The organism is Paraclostridium tenue (assembly GCF_039521565.1).
GTDB classification, from domain to species: Bacteria; Bacillota; Clostridia; order Peptostreptococcales; family Peptostreptococcaceae; genus Paraclostridium; species Paraclostridium tenue.
In genome coordinates this window covers 1-26,593 of record NZ_BAAACP010000008.1, presented here as the reverse complement: position 1 = coordinate 26,593, position 26,593 = coordinate 1, and the positions used below count along the sequence as shown (strand labels likewise).

General features: G+C 25.2%; 31 protein-coding genes. 14 read left to right on the top strand and 17 right to left on the bottom strand.

The window, feature by feature from the left end; all coding sequences use genetic code 11:
• Positions 1 to 25: 25 nt before the first annotated feature.
• Positions 26 to 1,456 carry a Na+/H+ antiporter NhaC family protein gene (locus ABFX13_RS07725; RefSeq protein ID WP_346044598.1) on the top strand — a complete coding sequence of 477 codons (1,431 nt, stop codon included), beginning with the start codon at positions 26 to 28 and terminating at the stop codon, positions 1,454 to 1,456.
• Positions 1,457 to 1,542: 86 nt separating this feature from the next.
• On the opposite strand, the gene ABFX13_RS07720 is transcribed toward ABFX13_RS07725, so the two are convergent.
• Positions 1,543 to 3,708: a bifunctional diguanylate cyclase/phosphodiesterase gene (locus tag ABFX13_RS07720; RefSeq protein WP_346044596.1), complete on the bottom strand. Its 2,166-nt coding sequence runs from the start codon at positions 3,706 to 3,708 to the stop codon at positions 1,543 to 1,545.
• A gap of 414 nt (positions 3,709 to 4,122) precedes the next feature.
• Between ABFX13_RS07720 and ABFX13_RS07715 the strand changes: the two genes are divergently transcribed.
• The 3 genes from ABFX13_RS07715 to ABFX13_RS07705 all read left to right on the top strand — a co-directional run bounded on the left by ABFX13_RS07715 (position 4,123) and on the right by ABFX13_RS07705 (position 6,640).
• Positions 4,123 to 5,571: a potassium/proton antiporter gene (locus ABFX13_RS07715; protein WP_346044594.1), complete on the top strand. Its 1,449-nt coding sequence runs from the start codon at positions 4,123 to 4,125 to the stop codon at positions 5,569 to 5,571.
• Positions 5,572 to 6,012: 441 nt separating this feature from the next.
• Entirely contained in the window at positions 6,013 to 6,210 is a 198-nt protein-coding gene (locus ABFX13_RS07710; protein WP_187005871.1) for a helix-turn-helix transcriptional regulator, read from the top strand.
• A gap of 1 nt (position 6,211) precedes the next feature.
• On the top strand, positions 6,212 to 6,640 hold the full coding sequence (locus ABFX13_RS07705) for a hypothetical protein (protein ID WP_346044591.1): 429 nt from the start codon (positions 6,212 to 6,214) through the stop codon (positions 6,638 to 6,640).
• 46 nt (positions 6,641 to 6,686) lie between these two features.
• Here the strand turns inward: ABFX13_RS07705 and ABFX13_RS07700 are convergent, their stop codons facing one another.
• From ABFX13_RS07700 to ABFX13_RS07690, 3 genes are all read right to left on the bottom strand, one after another.
• Positions 6,687 to 6,821: a hypothetical protein gene (locus tag ABFX13_RS07700; RefSeq protein WP_346044589.1), complete on the bottom strand. Its 135-nt coding sequence runs from the start codon at positions 6,819 to 6,821 to the stop codon at positions 6,687 to 6,689.
• Positions 6,822 to 7,026: 205 nt separating this feature from the next.
• Entirely contained in the window at positions 7,027 to 7,464 is a 438-nt protein-coding gene (locus ABFX13_RS07695) for a hypothetical protein (protein ID WP_346044587.1), read from the bottom strand.
• A 178-nt stretch (positions 7,465 to 7,642) separates the two neighbouring features.
• The gene (locus tag ABFX13_RS07690; RefSeq protein ID WP_346044585.1) at positions 7,643 to 8,413 is read right to left on the bottom strand and encodes a class I SAM-dependent methyltransferase; all 771 of its coding nucleotides are present in this window, start codon (positions 8,411 to 8,413) and stop codon (positions 7,643 to 7,645) included.
• Positions 8,414 to 8,651: 238 nt separating this feature from the next.
• On the opposite strand from ABFX13_RS07690, the gene ABFX13_RS07685 reads away from it, so the two are divergent.
• The gene (locus ABFX13_RS07685; protein ID WP_346044583.1) at positions 8,652 to 8,852 is read left to right on the top strand and encodes a hypothetical protein; all 201 of its coding nucleotides are present in this window, start codon (positions 8,652 to 8,654) and stop codon (positions 8,850 to 8,852) included.
• A 103-nt stretch (positions 8,853 to 8,955) separates the two neighbouring features.
• Here the strand turns inward: ABFX13_RS07685 and ABFX13_RS07680 are convergent, their stop codons facing one another.
• Both ABFX13_RS07680 and ABFX13_RS07675 read right to left on the bottom strand, forming a co-directional pair.
• Positions 8,956 to 9,414: a hypothetical protein gene (locus tag ABFX13_RS07680; RefSeq protein WP_346044581.1), complete on the bottom strand. Its 459-nt coding sequence runs from the start codon at positions 9,412 to 9,414 to the stop codon at positions 8,956 to 8,958.
• 68 nt (positions 9,415 to 9,482) lie between these two features.
• Positions 9,483 to 9,719, bottom strand: a complete 237-nt coding sequence (locus ABFX13_RS07675; protein ID WP_346044579.1) for a hypothetical protein — start codon at positions 9,717 to 9,719, stop codon at positions 9,483 to 9,485.
• A 318-nt stretch (positions 9,720 to 10,037) separates the two neighbouring features.
• On the opposite strand from ABFX13_RS07675, the gene ABFX13_RS07670 reads away from it, so the two are divergent.
• Together ABFX13_RS07670 and ABFX13_RS07665 are read left to right on the top strand one after the other, a co-directional pair.
• The gene (locus ABFX13_RS07670; protein WP_346044577.1) at positions 10,038 to 10,142 is read left to right on the top strand and encodes a helix-turn-helix transcriptional regulator; all 105 of its coding nucleotides are present in this window, start codon (positions 10,038 to 10,040) and stop codon (positions 10,140 to 10,142) included.
• Between the two features lie 15 nt (positions 10,143 to 10,157).
• Positions 10,158 to 10,418 carry a hypothetical protein gene (locus ABFX13_RS07665; protein ID WP_346044575.1) on the top strand — a complete coding sequence of 87 codons (261 nt, stop codon included), beginning with the start codon at positions 10,158 to 10,160 and terminating at the stop codon, positions 10,416 to 10,418.
• A gap of 191 nt (positions 10,419 to 10,609) precedes the next feature.
• Here ABFX13_RS07665 and ABFX13_RS07660 read toward each other — a convergent pair whose 3' ends face one another.
• The gene (locus ABFX13_RS07660) at positions 10,610 to 10,864 is read right to left on the bottom strand and encodes a hypothetical protein (RefSeq protein WP_346044573.1); all 255 of its coding nucleotides are present in this window, start codon (positions 10,862 to 10,864) and stop codon (positions 10,610 to 10,612) included.
• A gap of 411 nt (positions 10,865 to 11,275) precedes the next feature.
• On the opposite strand from ABFX13_RS07660, the gene ABFX13_RS07655 reads away from it, so the two are divergent.
• Positions 11,276 to 12,568, top strand: a complete 1,293-nt coding sequence (locus ABFX13_RS07655; protein ID WP_346044571.1) for an MATE family efflux transporter — start codon at positions 11,276 to 11,278, stop codon at positions 12,566 to 12,568.
• Positions 12,569 to 12,733: 165 nt separating this feature from the next.
• Positions 12,734 to 12,922, top strand: coding sequence for a hypothetical protein (locus ABFX13_RS07650; RefSeq protein ID WP_346044569.1), 189 nt, complete (start codon positions 12,734 to 12,736; stop codon positions 12,920 to 12,922).
• Positions 12,923 to 13,407: 485 nt separating this feature from the next.
• On the opposite strand, the gene ABFX13_RS07645 is transcribed toward ABFX13_RS07650, so the two are convergent.
• The 6 genes from ABFX13_RS07645 to ABFX13_RS07620 form a co-directional block, all read right to left on the bottom strand.
• Positions 13,408 to 14,235: a DUF1129 family protein gene (locus ABFX13_RS07645; protein WP_346044567.1), complete on the bottom strand. Its 828-nt coding sequence runs from the start codon at positions 14,233 to 14,235 to the stop codon at positions 13,408 to 13,410.
• 14 nt (positions 14,236 to 14,249) lie between these two features.
• On the bottom strand, positions 14,250 to 14,579 hold the full coding sequence (locus tag ABFX13_RS07640) for a PadR family transcriptional regulator (protein ID WP_346044565.1): 330 nt from the start codon (positions 14,577 to 14,579) through the stop codon (positions 14,250 to 14,252).
• Between the two features lie 89 nt (positions 14,580 to 14,668).
• Positions 14,669 to 15,295 carry a hypothetical protein gene (locus ABFX13_RS07635; protein WP_346044563.1) on the bottom strand — a complete coding sequence of 209 codons (627 nt, stop codon included), beginning with the start codon at positions 15,293 to 15,295 and terminating at the stop codon, positions 14,669 to 14,671.
• 251 nt (positions 15,296 to 15,546) lie between these two features.
• The gene (locus tag ABFX13_RS07630) at positions 15,547 to 15,945 is read right to left on the bottom strand and encodes a hemerythrin domain-containing protein (protein WP_346044561.1); all 399 of its coding nucleotides are present in this window, start codon (positions 15,943 to 15,945) and stop codon (positions 15,547 to 15,549) included.
• A gap of 25 nt (positions 15,946 to 15,970) precedes the next feature.
• Positions 15,971 to 16,159, bottom strand: a complete 189-nt coding sequence (locus ABFX13_RS07625) for a ferredoxin (RefSeq protein ID WP_346044560.1) — start codon at positions 16,157 to 16,159, stop codon at positions 15,971 to 15,973.
• A gap of 282 nt (positions 16,160 to 16,441) precedes the next feature.
• Complete coding sequence (locus ABFX13_RS07620; RefSeq protein WP_346044558.1) at positions 16,442 to 16,636, bottom strand: hypothetical protein; 195 nt, start codon at positions 16,634 to 16,636, stop codon at positions 16,442 to 16,444.
• Positions 16,637 to 16,857: 221 nt separating this feature from the next.
• Between ABFX13_RS07620 and ABFX13_RS07615 the strand changes: the two genes are divergently transcribed.
• Together ABFX13_RS07615 and ABFX13_RS07610 are read left to right on the top strand one after the other, a co-directional pair.
• Positions 16,858 to 17,331: a MarR family transcriptional regulator gene (locus tag ABFX13_RS07615; RefSeq protein WP_346044556.1), complete on the top strand. Its 474-nt coding sequence runs from the start codon at positions 16,858 to 16,860 to the stop codon at positions 17,329 to 17,331.
• A 154-nt stretch (positions 17,332 to 17,485) separates the two neighbouring features.
• On the top strand, positions 17,486 to 18,721 hold the full coding sequence (locus tag ABFX13_RS07610; protein ID WP_346044554.1) for an MFS transporter: 1,236 nt from the start codon (positions 17,486 to 17,488) through the stop codon (positions 18,719 to 18,721).
• Between the two features lie 615 nt (positions 18,722 to 19,336).
• On the opposite strand, the gene ABFX13_RS07605 is transcribed toward ABFX13_RS07610, so the two are convergent.
• Together ABFX13_RS07605 and ABFX13_RS07600 are read right to left on the bottom strand one after the other, a co-directional pair.
• Positions 19,337 to 20,623 carry a M56 family metallopeptidase gene (locus ABFX13_RS07605; RefSeq protein ID WP_346044552.1) on the bottom strand — a complete coding sequence of 429 codons (1,287 nt, stop codon included), beginning with the start codon at positions 20,621 to 20,623 and terminating at the stop codon, positions 19,337 to 19,339.
• A 5-nt stretch (positions 20,624 to 20,628) separates the two neighbouring features.
• Complete coding sequence (locus tag ABFX13_RS07600) at positions 20,629 to 20,994, bottom strand: BlaI/MecI/CopY family transcriptional regulator (RefSeq protein ID WP_428833867.1); 366 nt, start codon at positions 20,992 to 20,994, stop codon at positions 20,629 to 20,631.
• A gap of 263 nt (positions 20,995 to 21,257) precedes the next feature.
• Here ABFX13_RS07600 and ABFX13_RS07595 point away from each other — a divergent pair, with 263 nt between their 5' ends.
• Entirely contained in the window at positions 21,258 to 21,674 is a 417-nt protein-coding gene (locus ABFX13_RS07595) for a hypothetical protein (RefSeq protein WP_346044548.1), read from the top strand.
• A 78-nt stretch (positions 21,675 to 21,752) separates the two neighbouring features.
• Here the strand turns inward: ABFX13_RS07595 and ABFX13_RS07590 are convergent, their stop codons facing one another.
• Together ABFX13_RS07590 and ABFX13_RS07585 are read right to left on the bottom strand one after the other, a co-directional pair.
• Complete coding sequence (locus tag ABFX13_RS07590) at positions 21,753 to 22,910, bottom strand: MFS transporter (protein WP_346044546.1); 1,158 nt, start codon at positions 22,908 to 22,910, stop codon at positions 21,753 to 21,755.
• A gap of 105 nt (positions 22,911 to 23,015) precedes the next feature.
• The gene (locus tag ABFX13_RS07585) at positions 23,016 to 23,810 is read right to left on the bottom strand and encodes a class I SAM-dependent methyltransferase (RefSeq protein WP_346044544.1); all 795 of its coding nucleotides are present in this window, start codon (positions 23,808 to 23,810) and stop codon (positions 23,016 to 23,018) included.
• A 232-nt stretch (positions 23,811 to 24,042) separates the two neighbouring features.
• On the opposite strand from ABFX13_RS07585, the gene ABFX13_RS07580 reads away from it, so the two are divergent.
• Together ABFX13_RS07580 and ABFX13_RS07575 are read left to right on the top strand one after the other, a co-directional pair.
• Positions 24,043 to 24,564, top strand: coding sequence for a GNAT family N-acetyltransferase (locus ABFX13_RS07580; protein WP_346044542.1), 522 nt, complete (start codon positions 24,043 to 24,045; stop codon positions 24,562 to 24,564).
• 338 nt (positions 24,565 to 24,902) lie between these two features.
• The gene (locus ABFX13_RS07575) at positions 24,903 to 26,309 is read left to right on the top strand and encodes an alanine/glycine:cation symporter family protein (RefSeq protein WP_346044540.1); all 1,407 of its coding nucleotides are present in this window, start codon (positions 24,903 to 24,905) and stop codon (positions 26,307 to 26,309) included.
• The last annotated feature ends 284 nt before the right edge of the window (positions 26,310 to 26,593 follow it).

The window sequence follows — 26,593 nt, the reverse complement described above, 5'->3', positions numbered from 1 at the left end:
ATTTTAATACAAAAGGAGAATTCTTATGAGAAAAGAAGAAAAAGTCAAACCGAGTTTTAAAGCTTTAATTCCATTTTTAATTTTTATAGCAGTTTATTTAGGAAGTGGTATAATCCTTCAAGCTCAAGGCGTAGAAATGGCCTTTTATCAATTCCCAGCTCCAGTAGCTGTCAGTTGTGGTGTTTTAGCCGCTTTTTTCTTAATTAAAGGTTCTATTGATGAAAAATTTGATATTTTTGTTAAAGGTTGCGGTAACTCAAACATTATAATAATGTGTGTAATATATTTATTAGCTGGAGCCTTTGCTAGTGTTTGTCAACAAATGGGTGGCGTTGATTCAACAGTAAACTTAGGTTTAACATACATACCTTCACAATTTATCGTAATTGGTATATTTTTAATTTCTAGTTTCATATCTACTGCTACAGGTACTTCAGTAGGATGTATTGCAGCAATTGGTCCAATTGCAGTTGCAGTAGCTGAAAAAACTGGTGCTTCTCTTCCTCTTGTAATGGCTTGTGTTTTAGGTGGAGCGATGCTTGGAGATAACCTTTCTATAATTTCAGATACTACAATAGCTTCTACAAGAACACAAGGTTGTGATATGAAAGATAAGTTTAAAATAAACTTTTATTTAAGTTTGGTTCCAGCCATTATTACAATTGTTTTACTATTTGTATTTGGTAAACCAGAAGTTCCTGCTACAATGCAAGCTTATGATTTTAACTTAGTTAAAGTTTTACCTTATTTATTTGTATTGGTATTAGCAGTTGCTGGAATGAATGTATTTTTAGTTTTAACTGGGGGAATATTTTTAGCTGGAGCAATAGGAATGTATTATGGAGATTTAACAATATTAACTTTTGTAAAAAGTATTTATACAGGTTTTACAAATATGACAGATATCTTCTTGTTATCTCTTTTAACAGGTGGTCTTGCCGAAATGGTAACTCATGCTGGTGGTATAGAAGCACTTCTTGTAGCTGTTCAAAAGTTTATTAAAGATAAAAAATCAGCAGAAATTGGTATAGGTGTTTTAGTTGCCTTAACAGATATAGCTGTTGCAAATAATACAGTTGCTATTATAATAAATGGGCCTGTTGCTAAAAAACTTTGTTATAGATACAAAGTTGACCCTAGACGAAGCGCTGCTATTTTAAGTACTGTTTCTTCTATTTTACAAGGATTTTTACCTTATGGTGCTCAAATGTTAATTTTAACTAGTTTCACAAATGGAAAAGTATCTCCTATGCAAGTTATGCCTTTAGTTTGGTTCTGTCAGTTACTATTAATTTCAACACTACTTTCAACATTCATACCATTTGCAAACAAATTAATAGTAAGAGATCCTTGGGATTTTAAAAGAGAAATGCCTGTAAGTAAGGTTAAAGATTTTCCTAGTGAAACATCTGAAAATGAAATCGAGGATTTTTCTAGTGAAATACCTGAAAATTAATAAATATTATATATAAATATAATAAAAAAATCCTATATATTAAACATGAAAAATTATGTTTATATACAGGATTTTTTTATTAAATATTAATTAAGTACTTCTTTTAATTTATCTATACTAAGTGGTTTATAATACACATAACCTTGAACAATATTACAGTTTAGATTTTTTAAAATATTAATTTGATTCATATTTTCAATTCCTTCGCATACAACTTCAAAGTTATATTCTTTTGCAAGCTTAATTATTAACTCTAAAAGTTTTCTAGATTTTTCACTTGTTTCAATATCTAGTGATAAATATCTATCTATTTTTACTATATCTACTTCTAGATTTTTTAAATTTTCTAAAGTTGAACAACCTTTACCAAAATCATCAATTGCTATTTTCATACCTAATTTTCTTATATCTTCAACTTTTTTATTTATCATCTTAGTATCATTAACATCTGCAGTTTCTGTAATTTCAAATTCTAAAAGCTCAGGTTCAATATCGTATTTTTCAATCATATTTAATATATAACTAATTAAATTTGCTTGATATAATTCCCTTCTTGAAAGATTTATAGCAACTGGCACAATTTTTTCATTGTTGTCTTTACATTTTTTTATCTCTTTGCAAACTTCTTTTATAACCCACCTACCTATTAAATTAATATCTCCATTTTCCTCTGCTATAGGTACAAATATTTCTGGTGAAATATATCCAAAAACCTTATGATTCCATCTTATTAAAGCTTCCACAGATTCTATTTTTTCTGTATGAATATTAACCTTAGGTTGATATAAAATTTCTATTTCGTTATTTTTAAATGCATTTTTTAAATCTTTTTTTACAATTAGCTCTTGATGGATTTTTAATTCTAATTCATCATTATATACATAATATAGACATTCTCTATGTTTTTTTGCTTCAATTCTTGCAGAGTTTGAATTATCTATAATTTTACTTATTTCCATTTCTTTATCTTTTATTTTAAATACTCCAACATTTAGTTCTAAATCTATCTTATTTTTATTATCAAAATAAAGTGAAATCTTATCTTTCAAATACTTTATTTTACTATCTAAGTCATTTTCATCTTTTACTTTAAATAATATTGAAAATATATCTTCACCTATTCTTCCACTAATATTTTCAAATTTTATAGTTCTTATATTTTCAGCAACTCCTACTAAAATTTTATCTCCTATTTTATAGCTAAATAATTCATTTATACTTTTGAAATTTTTTATATCAAAAACTATATTCACATAGCTATCTTCACTTTTGCTATTTTTCAAAACTTTACCACATTCTATTTTAAAATTTTCTAAATTCCTAAGATTTGTTAATCCATCTTTATTTCTCAGTTCTTTTAACTGTTTTGCTTTTTTAAAATCTCTTAATGTTGATGAAATTATATATGAAATTAGTATTACTACAATAGATGCCCTAGCTAACCTAATTGTATTATATGCACCTTTAAATGCTTGTTTTACAGATGCTACTGTAACAACATACCAATCACTTTCTTTTATTTTATTAAATGATATTACATATTTTACATTTCCTTTTTTAAATACTTGAAAGTTTTGCTCATTATATTTAGCTATGCCCTTTTTTATATAATTTGCATAAAGTGTTTCTTCTCCCTTTGAAGTTATTAAAAGTCTACCATTTTTACTGACTATATCTACAGTTATATTTTCTGGAAAGACATTTTCAACTAAACTTTTTTGTAAAATTTCTTCACTTTGAACTCCAACTATAACACCTTTAACTTTATTATTTATTATTATTGGTTTTGAATATACTATAGATGCTTCATCGTTAAACCTATTTTCTACTAAATCACTTACTGTACTTTTTCCTAAAAGAGCATCCTTAAAGTATTTTCTATCTCCTACATATATTTTTTTATCAGTACCAAAATCAATATATCCATCTTTGTTTACTATACCTATATATTTAAATAGCTTACCATCACTTATTAAATTTATTTTTTTTAATAATTCATTTTCATCGTACTTATTTTTATTTTCATTAATTTCATTTTTTATATATCTATCTATATAGCATAACTTATTCATATTATTATTTATATCTAATGATATTTTTTTTGAAATTTGAGTATTTACTTCAATTGTAGTTTCTTTTAGTTCTTTTGAAAGATTTAATTCTATTAATTGAATGAAAAAAATACTTATCAAAGATATATAAATTATGCCTTTTAATCTATTTAAAATTATATTTTTTTTTATAATTTTCACTTTACAACTCACCTCCTATTTCTAAAAATTTATTTATTATTTATATAAATTATTTATAGACTAAAAATATTATTTCTTTAATAATATATTCCCTTAGTTTGACTTTGTAATCTAAAGTATACTCTATTATATTATTTTTTTACAAAAAATTGGAAACAATTTTTGTTATAAAAAAAATTTTTTAAGATACTTAATTTAATTAACATAGATTTTACAAATAAATATTATATCAAATGTAGAATTATTATTCATTTTATATTAAGCTTAAATTAAAGGACAAAATTTTAAATTTAAACATAATAATATATAAATAATATTATAATTTTTAATATATATATTATCTAAAATCCCACCTGTAAAATTTCAAATTTCAAATTAAAATTTAATAATCTAAATAAAGGAGGAAACAATTATTTGATAAGTTTAATGATAATGTGCGCACTTGTTTTACTAATTTGTATAACTTCAAGCAAAATTTTATACAAATTTGGAGTTCCTATTCTTTTAATTTTTATAATATTAGGAATGCTATTTGGATCTGATGGTATTGTTGGAATATATTTTGACAACTACGAATTAACAAAAAAGTTATGTTCTATTGGATTAGTATTTATAATGTTTTATGGAGGATTTGGTACTAGCTGGGAAATGGCAAAACCTGTTGCTATACCGTCTATACTTTTATCAACACTTGGAGTTGTTATAACTGCTGGTTTGACAGGGATATTTTGTTTTAAAGTATTTAATACTTCTTTATTAGAAGGATTACTGATAGGATCAATAGTTGCATCAACAGATGCTGCATCAGTATTTGCAATATTACGTTCTCAAAAATTAAATTTAAAAGGATCTATTGCTTCAATATTAGAAGTTGAAAGTGGAAGTAATGACCCTTTAGCATATATGCTAACTGTAATAATACTAGGATTAATTGGAAATAAAGGATATAACACTATAATACCTATGCTATTAAATCAAGTTATAGTGGCAATTTTAGTATCAGTTTTATTATCTAAACTTACAATATATTTATTAAGACATATTCATTTTGAAATAGATGGATTTTACCCAATATTTATTATGGGAATTGCAGTTTTATCATATGCTTTAAGTGAATATTTTGGTGGTAATGGCTATTTAGCAGTATATATTGCAGGTCTTATGATAGGTAATAGTAAAATACCACATAAAAAAAGTATATTCCAATTCTTTGATGGAATATCATGGATTATGCAAATCATGCTATTTTTCATACTAGGTTTGTTAGCATTCCCATCTAAATTACCTTCTGTTATTTTAAAAGGTGTTGCTATATCTGTGTTTATGATATTTGTATCAAGACCAATAGCAACTTTTAGTATATTAAGTTGGTTTAAAATTCCTTTTAAACAACAAATATTTATATCTTGGGTAGGACTTAGAGGAGCTGCTTCAATAGTTTTTGCAATATATGCTCTAACTTATGGAGTTTCAATTGAAAGTGATATTTTTCATATAGTATTCTTTGTTGCACTTTTTTCTGTTGCCTTACAAGGTACACTTTTACCTTTTGTCGCCAAGAAACTTGATTTAATTGATGATAAGTCTTTAGTGTTAAAAACCTTTAATGATTACAGAGAAGAAATAGGTACAAAGTTGATGGAAATAACTATTGATAATAGTAGTGCTATTGCAAATAAAGCTATAATGGATTCTAATATACCTGAGGATATTCTTATTGTAATGATTAAGCGAAAAGGAGAAGTACTAATTCCAAATGGATCAACTAATATTTTACCTAAAGATGTATTAGTTATAGCAGGCGATAATTTTGATGAATTGAATAATTTATTAAGTAATAGTAGTTCAAGTTTAAATATATAAATATATTTATTTTAAAAAAATTTTAATTTATAGGTATTAAATAATGAAATCTGTATATAATATCATATGTAAATCCAATTACTTTTTCATATTTTTCTACTTAATTTTTATATACTTCTACTAAAATACTACTTATATACTAAAAAAGACAGGCATCGGAACCTGTCTTTTTTAATTTTAATCCATTCAAAAGAATCTAATTCTTCAAATGATAATACCAATGCAAAACCATAATATGTATTTATACCTGTTTTTTCATATACTCCTAAAAAACTTATTTAAAAGCATTATCTTTATTTAATCTAGTCTATCAAGTAAAAATTTTATGTATTGTTACATATCCAACCCAAACGGAAAGTTAACTTGACATGATTTTGGAAAAATCTTACAATATATGTAAAGCGAACTTTCCATTTAAAAGTAGAAAGGATTTGTTAGTGCATGAAAAATAGACTAGAGGAAATTAGAAAGCAAAAAAAAGTAACTCAAGAAGAATTGGCAAATGCTTTAGAGGTAACTAGACAAACAATAGGTTCATTAGAGAATGGAAGATATAATCCATCTATTATTTTAGCTTTTAAAATTGCACGCTACTTTAATATGTCAATTGAAGAAATATTTATTTATGAGGAGGATTAATATGAAAAAAAGTACTCTGTATATAGGACTATGCTATTTAGCTATAGGGATATGTGCTATATTATTTGGATTATTCGGACCAAGTATAGAAAATGATGAAATTATTTGGGGAATAGCAGGAGGAGGTATAGTTCCAGGGCTTTTTATGATTTATAAGTATTTCTATTGGAGTAAACCAGAAAACAAACCAAAATATGAGGAAAAACTTAAGAAAGAACAAATAATTTTGAAAGATGAAAGAAAAATAATGTTAAGAGAAAAATCTGCTAGAATAACGTATATAATATTATTTTTTTTATTAGCAATTTTAATTCCGATATTTACTATTATGAATGTAAATAGAATTGTAATAATTACATTAAGTATTATATGGGCATTTATATATGTATGCGGAATTGTAGTATTTAGAATATTAGATAAGAGATTATAAATACTGCCCTTAGAATCCATTTACTCTGATTCTAAGGGCAGTAACTTTATTTCAAATATGAACTTTTAATATTATTTTTAAGTTTATTGTATGTGTATAATGTAGCATTTTGACCATCTACTAACTTGACTAACTCTAAATCTTGATACCATTCCCATGCAAAATCATACTTATTTATCAAAACCTCTTAACCTTAAAGTATCATCTATTTTAATAATTTTGGGTTGGTCTATATTCTTTATAGGCATGTTTTATTCCCTCCCCCATTTTTAATATATTATAAAAATAAATATTCTAGTTAAATTATATACTATGTATTTTCTGTACGATCATAAATAATAAAAGCTATAAGATTAAATTTAATCTTATAGCTTTTATTTATATTTCTACTCCTTATCCAAATCTATATTTTCTTTGAATCCACCATCAAAATAATTTACTGATACCTTTACTTTTTTATCTATCCCATTACAATAAATAGTGTATATGTTATTTTTAGGTTTTCCTTTTATTCTACAATCTAATCCGAAATCTCCACTACTTAAAGTTAAAAGATACCATCGTTTATCTTCTTCTATTATTTCAGCTTTTGTAATGTTATGCATCTCTAAATATTCATAAATATAATGATAAGCTCTCCATCTTATTACAAAAAAACTGCCAATAACTAAACTTAATAATATTAAAATTATTGAAATTCGTTTCTTATTAAGTTGTTTGCAAAATTTTATAATCTTTAAAAATATAAAATATGCTAGTATTATAACTCCTAATATAAAACTCCATTTTTCTATCATAAACATAATATTACTTATAATCTTCATTTAATTACCTCAAATTAATCTATATATGAATTTTTGATTTATATGAATAATATAAATCTAATTGTACTCTAGCTATAATTATACAAAAATTCAAATAAAAAAGATTAAAAGTGGAGTAAGATAGGTTTATTTTGGAGTAAGATATAAAAAATTTTAAAACTTATTATTTTATATTTAATTATAACTTTAATGCTCTAGTTGCTATATATGTATCTATATACTTATCTAATAATCCTTCACCTAACTTATCTTCAAGAAAACCACATATAACAAATCCAGCATCAATTTGACCTCCTATTTGACTTTGTAATGAATGACCAAATTCTAAAGTATCTTTATTATTTATACGTTCCTCCAATTGTTCTTTTGGCAATTGCTCTATATCAGAATACGGTATACTATTTTTAACAATCAAATTATTATTAGTTTCCCATTCATATAAGTCAAAAATATATATAAGTGGATTAGAAAATCCTGCTATTAAAACCCCACCTGGCTTTAATACTCTATAACATTCTTTCCATAACTTTTCTACATCATCTATAAAACAATTAGATATAGGATGATATATAAAGTCAAAAGTCTCATCATTAAATCTTGATAAGTCTCTCATATCACCTTTTTCTAAATTAATATCTAAATTATCTCTTTTTGCGACCATAGCATCTTTTGATAACTGCTCTGAGCTATTATCAAATACAGTTACTTTAGCTCCTAAAGCTGAAAATATAGGCCCTTGTTGCCCTCCTCCAGATGCAAGACATAATAAGTTTTTCCCTCTAACATCACCAATCCATTCTTTTGGTGCATATCTCGTTGGCCCTATTAAAATTTTATATTCTCCTTTTTTAGCTAATTCCACTTCCTCTGAAGTCACAGGCACTGTCCATTTATTTCCTATTTTAACTTCATTATCCCATGCAATTTCATTATATTTTCTTATATCCATGGTATATCCCCCTACTAAAAAATTCTTGTTATACAATACCTGATTTAATTATAGCAGAACTTAGGATTTAACAATTGTTCTCTAAAAACAGATATTTTTATAGATAATTACTAAATACTATTTTTTTAAACATATTTAATACTTTCAATATCTTTTATAAATAGAAATTTTAAATACTATATAATATAATAAAAGCTATATAAATAACTTAATTTATAAATAGGGAGAATTGTAATATATGGAATGTAAAAAATGCAATATAGAAATGAAGAAAGTTAAGTTTTGCACGGGAGCTATAAGTTCACAACCTTTTTTATCTTATAAAAAAAAGGGTCTACTTGAAATTGAGAAAATAAGCAATATCTCATGTTATGTTTGTGTTGAATGTGGTCATATAGAATTTTTAGCAGATAACCCAGAAGTATTTAAAAATATTTAATTGAGTTTAATAAATTAAATATTTTTAAATACTTATTGTAAAAATGCCCTTAGAATTTATTTTTATTCTAAGGGCATTAACTTTATTACAAATACATGAGTTTTTAAGTTTTGAATAGAAATTTATATTGATTATTTTCATTACCATTTAAAATAAAAGCTCCTTCTATTTTATCATTTAAATCTTCTAAACTATGTATATCTTCAATCTTTATATATTCATTAATAGTGGAATTAGAATCTATTTCACATGAAAGATTTGCTTTTTTCTCAATTTCACTAAAATATAACTTATCTAAAGAAATAGTAAATTTTTCATCTGACTTGTTAATTATCTTTAATAAAATCTGACCTTCATTATTTACAAAGTCTTTAATAACTGCATTTATTTGTAAATTATTCTCATCAACTAATACTATTTCTTCTGGAAATTTAGATATGTTTTGAGTTTTTTCAATTTCAGTTTTACTTATTTCATTACTATTTAATTCATTTTTTTCTTTAGAACAACCTCCTGCAAAAACCATTACAATAAAAAAACACATAATTAATTTAATTTTCATATTCATATTCCTTCACTTTTATTAAACTTTGCTATAATAATCTTTTAAATATTGAGTTATATTTTCTCTTATTTCTTTATGCTTATTTTCATCATAAAGTTTTTCACAATCAAACCAATTAGACTCATCATATAACCATACTGGCTTTTTCTTTCTTCACTTTCCCACTCATAACGAGGAAAAACATGTCCATGTAAAAATTGCGTGTCTCCAAAAACTGAATATCCCCCATTTGTTTCAATCATGAGCATTGGATTAGTACCATTTTTCGCTGATTCAATTCTATTCTTTCGCCAATCCTCCATATCCAACTCCCCCTTTAAATTTAATTACTTTTTATGTAATTATATATTACTTTTAACTATGCTATAAAGGAAATTTTAATAATTAGTTATATTTTAGTGCATAAATTACATGCTTTACTCCAAATTCAAAAGGTAAATTTATACATTTGTTATAATATAAAAGACATTAAAGGAGGAAAGTATATGAAAAAAACAGGCCTATTTCCAGAAAGAAATGTAAAGCAAATTATTAAAGATTTTATTGATGCAATACTTCAATTGCTATAAAAAGCATGTATAGGAAGTTTAAAATATTGATTATGTTGTAGGAGGGATGCAATGAATTTTGGAGAAAAATTAAAATCATTAAGAATAAAGCATGAACTTTCACAAGAAAATTTAGCAGAAAAACTTAATGTATCAAGGCAAGCTATTACTAAATGAGAAACTCAAAATAGTATGCCCGATATTGAAAACTTAAAGTCCATTGCTACAATATTTGATGTAACCACAGATTCATTGATTTATGATGAAGAAGAAATTGAAACAACTGACGACAGTTTCTGTTGGCAAGTCGCATGTATATTTGGTGGAATTGGTTTAATATCAGGATTTTTATTTGAAGATATAGAACCAAGTTTAAGTGTATCTGGAATTGGATTAGCAGTTATAGGATATCTAGTAGCTAAATGTTTTTTGCTATTCAAATCTAAATGTTAATAATATAAAGTTAAAACCATGAAATTAATTTTAAAATAAGGCTATGTTAAATAATTATGTGATAATAAATCTTAAAATTTAGTAATTTCAATACATCAATATTGAGAACCCACCTTAATATATGAGACAGTTGCTATTTATGAATCAATTATCACAAAGTTAGCTAACATAGCCTAAACTTAAAAAGGAATTTAACTTAAATTTTCAATTTGTATTTCGCTAAGTGCATTAGGTAATGGTGTATCTATTTTAGGATTTTCAAATATGTTTGGTAGAGGCATATTAAACTGATGGCTTTGTGACTGATTTTGTGTATTGTTCTGAGTTGTATTTGTTTTAGTGTCTTCAAGGTTTTGTGTTTTAGTTAAATCGAAATTCTTTATTATACATGTTGTTAAAATCAAAAACATAAATAGTATTTTAATAATACCTATCCTTTCTTTCATATCAACTTAACCTCCTTTCTAATATTCATTATAACTAAGTTTAATTAATTTAAGTATATGTTTTAAGATATACAACAATCTATATTTTAAATTCACATTCAATTTTTTAGTTGTGGGTGGATATGACTTGTGCGAATTTGTAAAAAAGTAACATCTTCACCAATTTTACCATCAAAGAAAAATATTATATCATTACTTTAAGAGGGTATATCATTTCACTATACCCCCTTTTCCCTTAGCATTAAATACTTTTTTAATTTTAACCATATCTAATAAAATTCAAATAAATCTATTTATACTTTAAAATTCTTAGCAATATATTATTAATATAAATAAAAAGGTGGTGATGTTTTGTATCTGCATTTTTAATCCCTTCTTTTTTTTATTTTAAGAAAGAAGGGTGATTAAAATATGAAAATAAATAAATTAGCAATTCCATTAATGTTAAACAATATTACTTCTATGGTTATTACATTGTGCGACCAAGCTATGATTGGTAGAACTTATATGGAAGGTTTTGCATCTGTTGGTATAATAGGTAACAATATATATGAAATAACAGGAGTACTAGGTGCTATTTCCATAGGCTTAAATATAGTAGGTTCTAGAGCAAAAGGTAAAAATGATATTGAAAATTTAAATAATAGCTTATGCTCTAATTTGTTAAATAGCTTAATAATTGGAGTTATTTTTACGACTTTATCATTAATATTTGGTAAATCTATATTACAAAATATATTTAATTTAAAAGACAATACATTAATAGACTCTATAAAATATTTAAATATTTTTAGTTTATCCTTAGGAATAAACTTAATTATATTTAATTTATCATCTTATTTTAAAATAATAAAAGAAACAAAATTTATACTTTATGGAGGCATAATTTCTTGTACCTCAAACGTTTTGTTTGATTATGTACTTATATTTGGAAAATTAGGATTCCCATCATTAGGTATAAAAGGCAATGCTATTGGATCAGTGTTATCATTGATTTTATGTATAATATATTACTTAATAGTAATTAAAAAATTCAAATTAATTAAAAAAACTAATATAAAATTATTTAAAAATACCAAAGAAATATTTTCAATATCTATTCCTATAATGTTACAAGAATTTATAGAATCAACGCTATTAGTATTTGTAATGACCTATATTTTAGCTCAAATAGGTTTACTAGAAGTGGCTGTTTACAACTTACTTTTTAGCATTATAAATATAGCATTAATGCCTATGTATGCTTATGGCCAAGTAGCGTTAAATTTGGTAAGCGAAGAATTTGGTGCAAATAATATAAGCAAAATACAAACTATTATTAACTCTTGTATTAAAAGACCTATGTATATTTATATAATTTTTTGCTCAATCATAATAATTTTTAAAAGTTATATTCCTAAAATTTTAACCAATGATTATGAAGTTATATCAATGTCTTCAAAATATATGTTTATTTTAGTAATTGCTAATTTTATGAATATCCCAAAGACAATTTTAACTTATAGCCTTCAATCACTTAATAAAGAAAAATTAGTATTTGCATATTCATCTATAATATCAATTATAAGTATGGTATTAATATATTTATTAGTGAAATTAACTAATTTAAAACTCAATAGTATATATCTTGGGAATATGCTTTGTTATGCAATTTTAATCTTATTTTTATATAAGGAATTTATTAAGTTTAAATATCATAAGTAATAAATTTTGATTTCCTAAAGTACTCATAACCATGGCTTTAGAATTATAATATTTATAAAAACAAACTAAATTGTTATTTGTCATATATTTTTATAAAATTGTTTGAATAGTATTAAAAATGGCTTATATGTTTATGATACAATTAAGTTAAAAGGTGGTGATATTGTGGAGATTATGAAAAAAGGGATTAGTTTTTACTGTGGTGCTTTAGTTTGGTTTATAAGTGCAATAATATGCTTTACATCATCAGTACCAATATTTAAACCCGAAAATAATATTTTTTGGGGATGTCTATCATTATTAGCATCAATAATATTTTTTATAAATGGATATAAGGCAAATAAGCAAACTTAATAATTTATAAAGCACTTAGTGAAAATTAAGTGCTTTTTTTGTTTAAATTATATAAATTAAATAACACTTATAAAATAACTTTCTCTTAAAACTGCTAACCTTAAAGCTCCTATTGATGTTAACAATAAGTATTACTTAAAATAAATTTTAAATATTATTTATTAATAAGTTTTTACTTACAAAACCTAATTACTCTGGAAAATACAAAAATTATTAAACAGCACACAGGTACATAAATATACGGATTATTAAAAATTATACTTATATTTAATATAAAAATTAATATAGTACATAGCAATCCAAGTCCAATAAGTTTAAGTTTTTTCATATGCTTTTCTCCTATAACAAAAATGTATCAATTATATTAACATATAAATTAAAAGTAAAGTAAAAATTGTCCTAAGATAAAGTTATTTAGGACTAAAATATAAAAATGCTCTTAAAATCTATTTATCTAAATTTTAAGAGCATAAAGTTTAAAATATTTACTTTTGTGATTCTTTATTTTTTTTATCTCTAGTTTGTAAATACGTTATTAAATAAAATAATATGAAAGCTATTGGCATGGCTACTATAGATATAGTCTTGCCAGGTTCTTCATTAATTAAAAACTTAGTAAATTCTAATCTATTTAATATACCTAAAGTACAAGCTACTACAATAATTGGTAAAAAAGAATAAAATAATTTTTCTTTTAAACCATATATTATTCCCACAACTCCCAATATTGAAATTACAATAATACCAACAACTCCTGTTAATTTAATTTCAAACATAGTAGGTAAAAATTTTTCCATAGATATAATTAAAATCATATCTAAACAAAACAAAGCACATATAGTAAACGTTAATTTTTTTGATTTATTTGAATATACTGTATTCCCAACAAGATTTATGATAACTCCTATAAATAAAAATGTAATCACTAAACCTATAAAAAACTTACCTAAATCTAAACCTTTACTAGGATTTATTAGTCCGGGTAATGCTGTAATTAAAATATATATTCCCATAACACCTAAAAATAATTTAATCATATCTTTAAAAGATATATTTTTTGTATTTTTTAATATTTCATCACTAATTTCCTTTGGATTTTTTCCAAAGTAATCACTGGCTTTAACTTCTTGATTTTGAGCTTCTATAATATCTGTTAAAATTTCAAGTAAAGATTCTTCCACCTGTCTTTCATCTTTTAAAAAACTTTTGGCTCTAATATAAACTAATATATCATCATAAAATTCTTGGTTTTCCTCATTTAATTGTTCTCTGTATGTATTATTAAGTTCTATAAGTTCTTTTGCGTTTTCCATATGATCCTCCCCATTTATTTAATGCTTAAAATATTGTTAACACTATTTGATAGTACTTCCCATTCTTTCTCAAATATTTCTAGTTGTATTTTTCCTTTATCAGTAAGGCTATAGTACTTTCTCATAGGACCTTCATCTGAACTTCTCATCTCACCTACTATTAATTCCTGCTTTTGAAGTTTCAATAATAAGGGATATATTGTTCCATCTGATACTGTTGAAATTCCATATTCTTTTAATTTCAAATTCATTTCATATCCATAGACTTCTTTTTGACCTATAATTTTTAAGATACATCCTTCGAGTATACCTTTTAACATTTGAGAAGAAATTGTATTTTTCAAAATAATCACTCCCCTTTTTGTATAGCTATATTGTTTTACAATATAGCTATATATTATCATTTAAATTACTATGTTGTAAAGCAATATAGTTAAAATATATTTAGCTTAATTAATTTATCTATCCACCACTTTTTATCTAAACTTATATATCCATTAGGAGTTACTATTATATATTCATCATTTACATCTAATGCATCAGGTACTCCTGTATATACTATGTCTATATAAAGATTAAATATCTTAGCTTTTTTATTCAATTTACATTCTAATTCTTCAATATAATTACAGAATTTATCACTCCCTATAATTTCATAGAAAGAAATAGCAGCATTGCCTCCAGCTTGCATATTCCACCACTCAATGAAAAATGGATATGATTTTTTACAACATTCTCTAAGTTCTATATATTCAAGTTCTAAAAAGTCATCTACATTATATATTTCGTTAATAAGTGTACACATTTTGTTTGGGTTGATATTATTACTTTTTTTATCTATAACACTGTTAAACCATAGTTTCCATTGTGATTTTAATTTATCATTATTCAAATTTTTACAATCTGAATTTAATATACTAGTCGGCCAAGGTCTATTGGATTCATTAAAATATTTGTCATCAATTAAGTTATACATACATCCTGTAAATATAATAAAATTTAGTAATTCATCTGTAGATGTTCTAATAGACCAAGACTTATTGATATCATTATTTATCATCTTTTTAATCTCCTTATATTTTCTAGTTCATAATTTAATTACTTATAGTTTATTTTACCATATATAACAACTGTAAACTTTTTTATAGTATAAACCTTATTGAATAATTTAAACAGTTGCATTAATAGCTTTATGAAACTGTTTAGTAAAAATTGTGTCTCTTCAAAACTTCATATCATAATAAAAAAGAGAGGATAATTAGTCCTATTATACTAACTATCCTCTCTTTTTTATTATGTATTTAATTATATTTATAATAGTACATATAATTTTTTATCTTCTTTATTAAGTCTATTAGAAATCGCATTCATTATTTTGGGATATTCTAACTTAAATTCATTTATATTATTTAAAATTTTATTTTTAGTATTAAATTTAACCTTAAACTCATTAAATGTCTTAGCTATATGACCCATCTCTGCAATAAAATCTCTTGCAATTTTCCTAACCTCTGTGTGTTGAGAGTTTAAAAGTAATGAATATAAATATTTATCTTCTGATTGCAAGTGAATGTTAATCTTTCCAGCTAATAAATTTATATTTAATGCGATTTTATCAGCATTAGATTCTATATTATATCCTAAAGATTTCATTTCAGCTAATAGTTTGTAAAGCTCATTATGTTGTCTTGCTAAATTTGGATTAATCATTTATTTCTCCCTTTATCTTTTGTAATTAATTTATAGTTATAGCCGAAACAGGACAATCATCTTTAGCATCTTGAGCTGATTCTAATAAATTTTCAGGTATATCTTCTTTTACAGGAACAGATTTACCTTCATCATCCATACTAAATACTTCTGGGCAAGTCATTTCACATGCTCCACATCCTATACAAGTGTCTCTATCTACAAAAGCTTTCATTTTATTTTGTCTCCTTTTTCAATTTTTTTATATTTTATTTACAATAATTTATTTAAGAGTTTTTTTATTATAAGTTGTACTAAGCGCTACTACTTATTAAATAAATTACTAAATACCTATTTTAAACTAGTACCAATATATTAAAATTTATTAGGAGATAGTTTCTATTTTTATGTTTTTCATAGTACCTACCTCCAAATTTGATGATAATTTACGTGGTATACATAGAATACAATTTCTACCATTAAATTTCCGTAACATTAGTTACACATAAATATTTTTTTATTTAAACTTTTTTGGTTCATCTGCTAAAAGTTCTATATGACCACACTCCGTACATACATAACATGAAACACTACTTCTTTTCTCAAGTTCAAGAATTCCTTTTTTCTTATACCATATATACGGTTTTATTCCATAAACTCCTGTACCAAAATTCACTTTTTTCATTTCAATTTTACATTTTTTACATTCCATAAATTTTATTTCTTCCTATTTATAAATTTTTTTATATCATACCAAATATATAAATTCTTTTTTTAAATTTGGAGTAAAGCATATAATTTAGGGACTAAAAATTAAAAAAACTACTCTCAAATATGAAAATAGCTATATATCTTTATATTCTAATATCGTTGAAATAGAAACAAAACTTTAATATAATATTGTTAATACGCCAACGGCTGGGAGGACAGGTCATGAACAAAGAAGAACAGGTCTTAATGAGTTTTAGGGACTTATTTAACAAGATGGTTTGGCTTAATAAGTTTAAGATGGAAGATAGTCTTAAGGGTTATAAGTCTTCTGAAGTACATTGCATCGAATACATTGGAAAAAATGTAGATTCCAACGTAACAAAACTTGCAGAGTCCTTTTATATGACTAGGGGTGCCATGAGTAAAATAACTAAAAAGCTCCTAAAAAAAGGCATTATCGAAAGCTACCAAAAGCCAGATAACAAAAAAGAAATCTATTTTAGGCTTACTGACCAAGGTAAAGAAGTTTATAAAATCCATGAAAAACTGCACAAAGAGTTTCAAGATCGGGATAAAGTCGTATTTGAACAAATAACTGAGGAACAATTTTACAGTATGCTTAGTTTCATAGAAAAGTATAGTAAGCATTTAGATTCAGAAATAAAGAAAGCTGGTATAGATATTAAGTCAAAATAAATTTAAATAATGAAAATAAAATACAAACAGCCCAACTCTATTGAGAACGGGCTGTATTTTTTTGTCCTTATTTTGTTGACAAGGAAACAAAATGATGATACGATAAATTTGTTTCCAAGGAACCAAAATAATAATTTTTGAAAGGAGAATTTAAATGTTTAAATTTAAATCAAAGGGTAAACAAAATATAGAACAAACCGTAGATAAACACGCTTTGATATTTGGTCTTATCTCTGTGTTTCTTTGCGGAATAGGCTTTAGTATCATAATGCCTGTCGTCCCATTTTTAGTTCAGCCTTATACAAACAATCCTGGACAACAAGCTATAATTGTTACTCTTCTTACCTCTGTTTATGCGGTCTGCGTATTTTTTGCAGCTCCCGTACTTGGAGCTTTAAGCGATAAGTATGGCCGTCGTCCATTGCTCTTAGTATGCCTTTTAGGTTCTGCAATCGGCTACTTAGTTTTTGGTATAGGAGGAGCACTATGGGTACTATTTGCTGGACGCATAATAGAAGGTATAACAGGTGGGAGCATAAGCACTATCTTTGCATATTTTGCAGACATCATTCCTCCAAAACAAAGAACCAAATACTTTGGATGGGTCAGTGCAGTTGTAGGTCTAGGAACGGTTATTGGACCAACTCTAGGGGGATTTCTTGCCAAGTTTGGTTATTCTGTACCTATGTATTTTGGAGCAATAATAACTTTACTAAATGTTGTTTATGGAGCATTTTGTATGCCTGAAAGTCTTGATATTAATAATAGACTTAAAGAGATTACCTTTGTAAGAATGAATCCATTTACACAACTTGCAAATATACTTTCCATGAAAAACTTAAAAATGCTACTTATTTCAGCATTCTTACTTTGGATACCCAACGGATCTTTACAAGCAGTTTTTTCACAATTTACAATGGATACTTTCAATTGGAAGCCTGCACTAATTGGACTTATGTTTTCAATTATGGGCTTTCAGGATATCATTTCACAAGGTTTCATAATGCCAAAGCTTTTGAAAATACTTACTGATAAACAGATAGCAATTCTTGGAATGGTTTCGGAGATTATAGGCTATAGTCTTATTGCAGCATCATCTTTATTTTCATTCTACCCTCTTTTTATCGCAGGAATGTTTATATTTGGTTTTGGTGATTCGATCTTTGGACCTTCATTTAATGGTATGCTATCTAAGTCTGTTGATTCTAGTGAACAAGGAAGGATTCAAGGAGGTAGCCAATCTATTCAGGCCTTAGCAAGAATGATTGGACCTATCATTGGAGGTCAAATCTATGTATCACTTGGCCATGCCGCACCCGCTTTTATGGGTATGATACTTATAGCAGCTGCAATATCAGTTTTATATAAGAATACTAATGTAAATATGTAAACTACCTAACAATATAAAGAATTAAACTAAACTTAAAGCCCTTAAAATTCATTTTCTTGGATTATAAGGACTTTTTACTAGATATCTTTAAATATGTTTTTTGAGAATAGTATTCTCTATTTATCTGTAATTTCTATAAATAACAGGAACTTCTACTAACCCTAACAAACCTAAAATGATAATCCTAAAAAATTTAGAGACATTTGATAGCCTCAATATGAACTTTGGGTTATCAGAAGAATTAAAAACTTTTAAAAGTTTCAATATATATTTGTTTATACTAATATGTGTTTTTAAAAAATTTGACATATACAAATCCTCCTAAGTTTAACCTTTAAAATATTGGTAAATTAATTTACTTATAGGATATCATAAATTATAACTTTTAATTTTAAAATGGAATGAAATCTATAAATTTGGCACTGAAATATAACTATCTAAAATTTAGATTCATGATATAGTCACAAATAAAAAGAGTATATCTATTTAAATTACTTAGTTTTATTAGATACACTCTTTTTTATAATTATTAAATTTTATATATTTAAGTTTATTTTATTTTAAAAATTAAGAAAATAATTTAGTGTACATAAGATAAATTTTATATGAAATGTATTAATTTTTAATATCTTTGAATAGTTTTTCTAAATTAATTGAATATGTAACATCTGAGCCTATATTTACTTTTTTACACTTACCAGTGAATAAAAAGTTTAAAGCATAATCTATTTCTTCTTGTGTTAAATCGTCAAACTTTCTATCTGGATAAAATTCCATCATTTCTTTCATATCGCTTTCTTTAACATTTTCAAAATTTTTTCTAAGCTCTTCGTCTGTTATTATTTTGCGATTTTTATTAGATTCTAAATTACTTTCATTATTAGTTTCATTATTAATTTCAGTTTGTTTATTTTCTTGATGTGATACAGATTGGTTTGCATATACTACATTTTGTTTATATTTTATATTAAATGATAGAACTGAAAATGCTGAAATAGTACATATAAATATCGTTATAAGCGTTCCTTTTTTACGTTTTTTTAAATTCATCATTCCTTCAACTCTCCTTTTAATTAAATCAATTTGGTTAGTATTAAACTGAGAATAAATCATAGTAGCTTTTAGAGTATTTCTATATCTTAATGTGTTAACTAAAACTAAGGCATACTCTTTTATATCATTTATATTAGATTTTTTAAGTACTTTTTCATCACAAGAAAGTTCACATTGTTCATTAAAATATACTTTTAATATTTTTGTTAATGGATTAAACCAGTGAATTGCACAAGCAATCATTAAAAATATCTTTAATAAATTATCTTTTCTTTTAAAATGAATTAGCTCATGTCTAAAAATCCACTTTAATTGTTTTTTATCATAATCTTTATTAGGTATTATTATTTTACTGCTTAAAATGTTTATTAAAGCAGGTGAAGAAAGTCCATCAACTTTAAATACATTAATATTTCTTTTTATATTTAAAGCTTTCTTTTCTTCTTCAAAACTATTTATTATGTTATCATCAGTAACTTCATAAGTTATATTTTTTATTTTTTTATAAAATATAATACGTTTATAAATATTTCTAAAGATAACATATAAAGTTCCAAACACCCAAATTAAGAATAGTATTTTAACATAATCTAATGAACTGCTATTTTCATTATTGATGTAGTATATATTTTTCAGAGTTGTATTATTTTGAGTTTTTAAAAATTCAAAAGGCAAATATACTTTTATATTTGATATAAAAATCATTCTTAAAGTTATTAAAATACAAAATATATAATTTACTTTGTAAGTATATTTGCTTAGAATTTTATCTTTTAATAAAGCTATTAATATAATTGGTATGCTTATATATATACTTGTTTTTAAGATATCAAATATGATATAACTCACAGTAATTACCTACTTTCTATCCATGCTTCTAAAGCTTTAATATCTTCTTCTGATATATCCTTAGAATCATCAAGAGCTGATATCATACTAGATAAAGAGTTGTCATGCATAAAGCTAAAAAAGTCTTGAGTTTCAAATTTTAGATATTCTTCACTATTAATTAGTTTATAATAAAAGGTGTATCTACCTTCTTTTTCTGATTTCAAAAAACCCTTTTCCACCAATCGTATAAGAGTTTTAGATGTAGTTCCCTTTGACCAATTATAATTTTCATTCATAAATTTTGTAATATCAACACAAGCTACTCTGGATTCTTCTTGAGCCCATATGTACTTCATAACTTGAAGTTCTGTTCTAGGAATCTTTTTCAAATTTAACACCTTCCTTTCTTACGGCAATTATCTACCTTTGTGATTAAAGTATAGTGCGACAATTGCCTTCTAGTCAACTAATATTTAAATTTTTTAATTAAAAGGAAATATCTATATTAGGTAGAATATATTATACAGACTTTAAGCTATTGTTTTTTGATAATAATACTAAATTTTCTTAAATTAATGCTAAGATTATAATTGTTAAAAAGTGAAAATTTATGGATTTAAATTCTATTATAAAGAAAAAAAGGGGATTTAAAATGAAATTTAAAAAAGTACATATATTGGGATTAATAATTGTAGGTGGGTTAATATTTACGAGTTTGGATATATTTGATAATTCTCAAAATAAACTTACTAACCTAGATGTTAATAAAAATAAATTTGAAATTAAAATTAATGAAAAAGGTCAAACTTATGGCAGTAATTTAGCTAATACAGAGTACGGTAATGAACCAGACTTAATATTAGTTGAAGCAGATAATGGTAAGAGTGGATATGTCTATAAAGATGATTTTTACGACACGGCCAATCAACCTAAAAATCCAGAAGAAGCAGTAGCTTATACTAAAATGGTAGAAAAAAAAGTAAAAAAACATGGCTATTATAAAGCTATTCCTGTTTATGAAAAAGATGGAACAACAGTAATAGGTTCTTTTAAAATAGGTTCAAAATAAAATAATACGTATTTTAAACTTAAAAATAGCCCTTAAAATCTATTTGTCTAGATATTAAGGGCTTTATATTATAACTTGTTAATTTTCTTTATTTTTATCTTTAATCAATATTAATATAAGTATTGCTGAAATAAACATGAGAATTCCATTTAAATAAAATGGAGCTTTAGAAGATACATTATCATAAAGAAGTCCTCCTATTATAGGTCCAATCATTAATCCAAAATCACAAATAATACTGTAAATACTATACATGCTTCCCATAGGTGATTTATTATTCATACTTGTATAAATATTTTTTTCAGATAAACTATATAAAACCCCACTCAGTGTAGATATAATCCACAATATAGATAATAATATAAGTGAGTTAACACTTGGTGTAACAATAGCTACTACCCCACAAATAATTATACCTAATATCATAGAATATTTCTTACCGTAATTATCTGAAAATGCTCCTATTTTCTTTGAAAATAAACTTTCTGCTAAAAGGGCTGGTAAAAATGCATATGCTAATAACAAAATGTTATTTGTAAATTTATCTTGCATATATATCATAATTATTGATCCTAACATTGAAGATGATAAATATGTTATAAATATTATTACCAATAACTTTTTTGTATTTTTTGATATATTTTTATTGTTTTTATCATTTTTATCTATTACTGATTTTTTACTTTCAGCAACTCCTTTTATTACCTCAATTACTGCATAAATACAAGCAATAGAAAATATGATAAATAATACTTTCCAACCCTGTGCAAACCTCATAAAAGATGATATTAAAAATGCTATAATGCACCCATACAAACATCCTATTGATTTATAGGAATTTATATTTCCAAAAGCTTTTGATAAATTTTCTTCTTTTGTTATATCTGAAATGATTGTATAAGTAGATATGGTCATTGATGCAGTAGCTATACCTTGAAAAATTCTAGCAATATAAAGAAGTGTTACTGTATTTGAAACTGAAAATATAGCATATGAAATTGCAAAGAAAATACAAGAGCATATCAAAATAGGCTTGCTTCCAAACTTATCTACAAATTTGCCTAAAATAGGTCTCATTATAATTAAAATTAATGATATTACTGAAAATAGACCTGTTATTTCTACTGCATTCATATTAAGTTTTTTGCTATATATAGGAATTAGAAATGACATTACCCCTAACGGAAGTGATGTTAATATCAGGGGCTTTCTTAAATAGTTATTTTTATTATTCATTTTTCACCTCCTAGATGATATAAGTGTATTTATACTATCTAGGTAATAGTACTCCTTTTTTAGTAATTATCAGTTTAGAAAAATTGATAACTATTTATAATTTAATTATTTTTTTCTACCAATATATAATCCGTGCTTACTATATCCTATTAAATTAGGATTTTCACAAGTATCTAAATGAAATTTAATCCATAAATTAAATTCTTCATCTGTAAATTCATTTACACTTGCTCTAAGCATATCTGCTATACCATCAGTTCCTATATGTATAATTTTTTTAATTTCATTTTCATCCATCATCTTTTCAATATCATCATATGTAGAAAAATAAAAACATGCTTTAGAATCATTAAATTCTACTCCTGTTTTTAATATATTTTGAAGTCCTATATCATTTATATCTTCTTTATTTCTTCTAATCATATCTACGAAATGTGAAAATTTACTTATATAAGCTATTGCTATAAGACCTCCTGGTTTTAAAACTCTTAAGCACTCCCCTATACATTTTTTTCTATCATCTTCAGATGTAAGGTGATACATAGGTCCTAAACACAATACAGCATCATATAGCTTATCATTAAATTGACTTAAATCTAGGGCATTTCCTTGAAGTACTTTCATATTTAAATGATTCTTACCTAATTTACTTTTCATAATATCTACATGTTTTTCAGATAGCTCAAGTGCAGTAACACTACATCCTTTTTTAGTATAATAAAATGAATATCTACCAGTTCCTGCTCCAACTTCTAATACTTTATCCCCCGTAGAAATATACTTATCTAAATATTTTGTTGTTGTTATAAATTCAATACTATGAGAATTATCTTTTATTAATCTACTATCCTCATCATAATCTTCATAATAATTTTTAATTTTTTCCTCTAAACTCTTCATACTACCCCCCCTGATAATTATTTATACTATCAAACATATACTTTCTTTAAATTGTAGTTGAATGTTTAGAATTTTTCATCCTAAACTAAAGTCTAATCCCCAAAAATATGTTTTACATATAGTTAATTTATTTTTAATATAAATTGCTTTGAACACATTATTTTATTTACTACAATTATTTCCAAGGCTATACTTAAATTAAAATCTTTATTTAAATATTGGGAGGTAGTAAATGAGTAGATTAAAATTAATTTTACCAAAAAAGGAACACAAAGAAATTCTTCTAGATTACAAAAAAGAATTTATTGAAAATAAAGATAGTATGGATGGTTCAGCTGGATTAAGCACTGCTAATACTTTTGAAGATTGGTATAAAGCAGTTCAAGATAATTTAAAAGAAGAAACAGTAAGAGATGGATTCGTTCCATCAACTACATACCTTGCTTTTAACAATGAAAATAAATTAGTTGGCATGATTGATATTAGACATAGATTAAATGATTATTTATTAAATTTTGGTGGACATATAGGATATAGTGTTAGGAAATCTGAAAGACAAAAAGGCTACGCAACTGAAATGTTAAATTTAGCCTTAAAAGAATGTGTAAATTTAGGAATAAAAAAAGTTTTAATTACTTGTGACAAAAATAATATTGCCTCAGCAAAAACTATAATAAATAATGGTGGTAAATTGGAAAATGAAATTATCAAAGAAGATAGAATAACTCAAAGATATTATATTACTTTATGTTAATGTCATAAATAAAATATTTATCATATTTTTTTACATACATAAAAATTTATTTAATTTATGTTATAATAGGTCTATATGGCAAGTAAATCACAATAACACACTCATTAATTAGTTTATTTGCTATTATTAAGGGCAATTGGATTTTTTTTAATCTAATTGCCCTTAAATTATATAAAAAACATATTGAAATTCACAATTTCTTCATTAGATAAACTCATCCGACATAATTTTAATCATTTCTCCTTATTTTGATATATTTTTCAAAAAATAAAAAAGAGTGCTATAATAAAGTTAACTAATGGAAATTAGTTATTATTAAATATCTAGGAGGTACTACTATGGATTTTTTAATGAAGATTGTATCATCAGTAAATAATGTATTGTGGGACAAGAACATCCTACTAGTATTACTAGTAGGGACAGGTATTTGGTATACGTTTCAATTAGGTTTTATCCAAATAAAAGGATTTGGAGAAGGATTTAGAAGAACTTTTGGGGGACTTTTTAAAAAGCAAGAGGCAGCTAATAAAGATGGTATGTCACCATTTCAGTCATTAGCTACAGCAGTGGCTGCTCAGGTTGGTACTGGTAACTTGGCTGGAGCTGCAACAGCAATTGCCGTTGGAGGACCTGGTTCAATTTTTTGGATGTGGGTCAGTGCATTTTTCGGAATGGCAACAATATATGCAGAAGCTATAATGGCTCAAAAGTACAAGCAAATCGGTGCAGATGGTACCGTAACAGGTGGACCTGTTTATTATATAGAAGCTGCTTTTAAGGGCAAGTTTGGTAAATTCCTTGCATCATCATTTGCGATATTCATAATTCTAGCTTTGGGATTTATGGGAAACGCCGTTCAATCAAATTCAATCGCAGCTGCTTTTGACAAAGCTTTTGGCATAAATCCAATTATTATTGGTATTTTGTTAGCTATATTAGCTTTTATAGTATTCTCAGGTGGTATAAGTAGAATTGCTAAAGTTACAGAAACTATAGTTCCAATCATGGCAATATTTTATATTCTAGGTTCTTTAATAGTCATTTTTGTAAATTTCAAAAACATTCCTTTAGCATTTGAAGAAATATTCGTTTGTGCTTTCGCTCCTCAAGCAATCGCTGGTGGAGTTATCGGTGCAACTGTTCAAAAAGCCATGACAAAAGGTGTTGCTCGTGGATTATTCTCTAATGAAGCCGGTATGGGTTCTACTCCACATGCACATGCAGTTGCTAAAGTTAAATACCCTTCAGAACAAGGTTTTGTTGCTATGATGGGAGTATTTATAGATACTTTCGTTATATTAAATTTAACAGCCCTAGTCATTATCACAACTCGTTCAGTAACTCCAGATGGTTCATTAATAGGAACCGCTCTTACACAAGCAGGCTTTTCATCAGTATTTGGTAAATTTGGAGATATATTCATAGCAATTTGTATGTTCTTCTTTGCATTTTCTACTATAATAGGTTGGTACTTTTTCGGCGAAGCAAATATAAAATACTTATTCGGTGTTAAAGCTGTTAAAATTTATGGTATTTTGGTTTGTATATGTGTATTCTTAGGAACTTTAGGAGAAGTTTCTCTTGTATGGAATATGTCTGATATGTTTAATGGACTTATGGTTATTCCTAACTTAATTGGTTTACTTGCTCTTACTGGTGTTGTTAAAAGTGTACACAAAGAATATATTAAAATCAACGGTGGAATAAGCTCTAAGAATAAAAAAGAAAAAACAACTTCTAAGTAATTACTTTATTGACATTTTATTTTCTAACAATTGAAAGAGAATATATTTGGAATATATTTTTAAATTTGCCAATTTATTAATTTGTTCTAAATATATTCTTTTTTTATATTTGAATATTGATAAATGGAGAAAATTATTTTTTTCTTTTCAATACTAACATCATCAAACAAAAGAGGATATAGTATTTTAAAATGGATCCTATATAGTGGACACGAGAAAAAGCGTGTCTATCTATGTAAGATCTTTTTTTATAAAATATTAACTGAGGAGTGATTAAAATATGA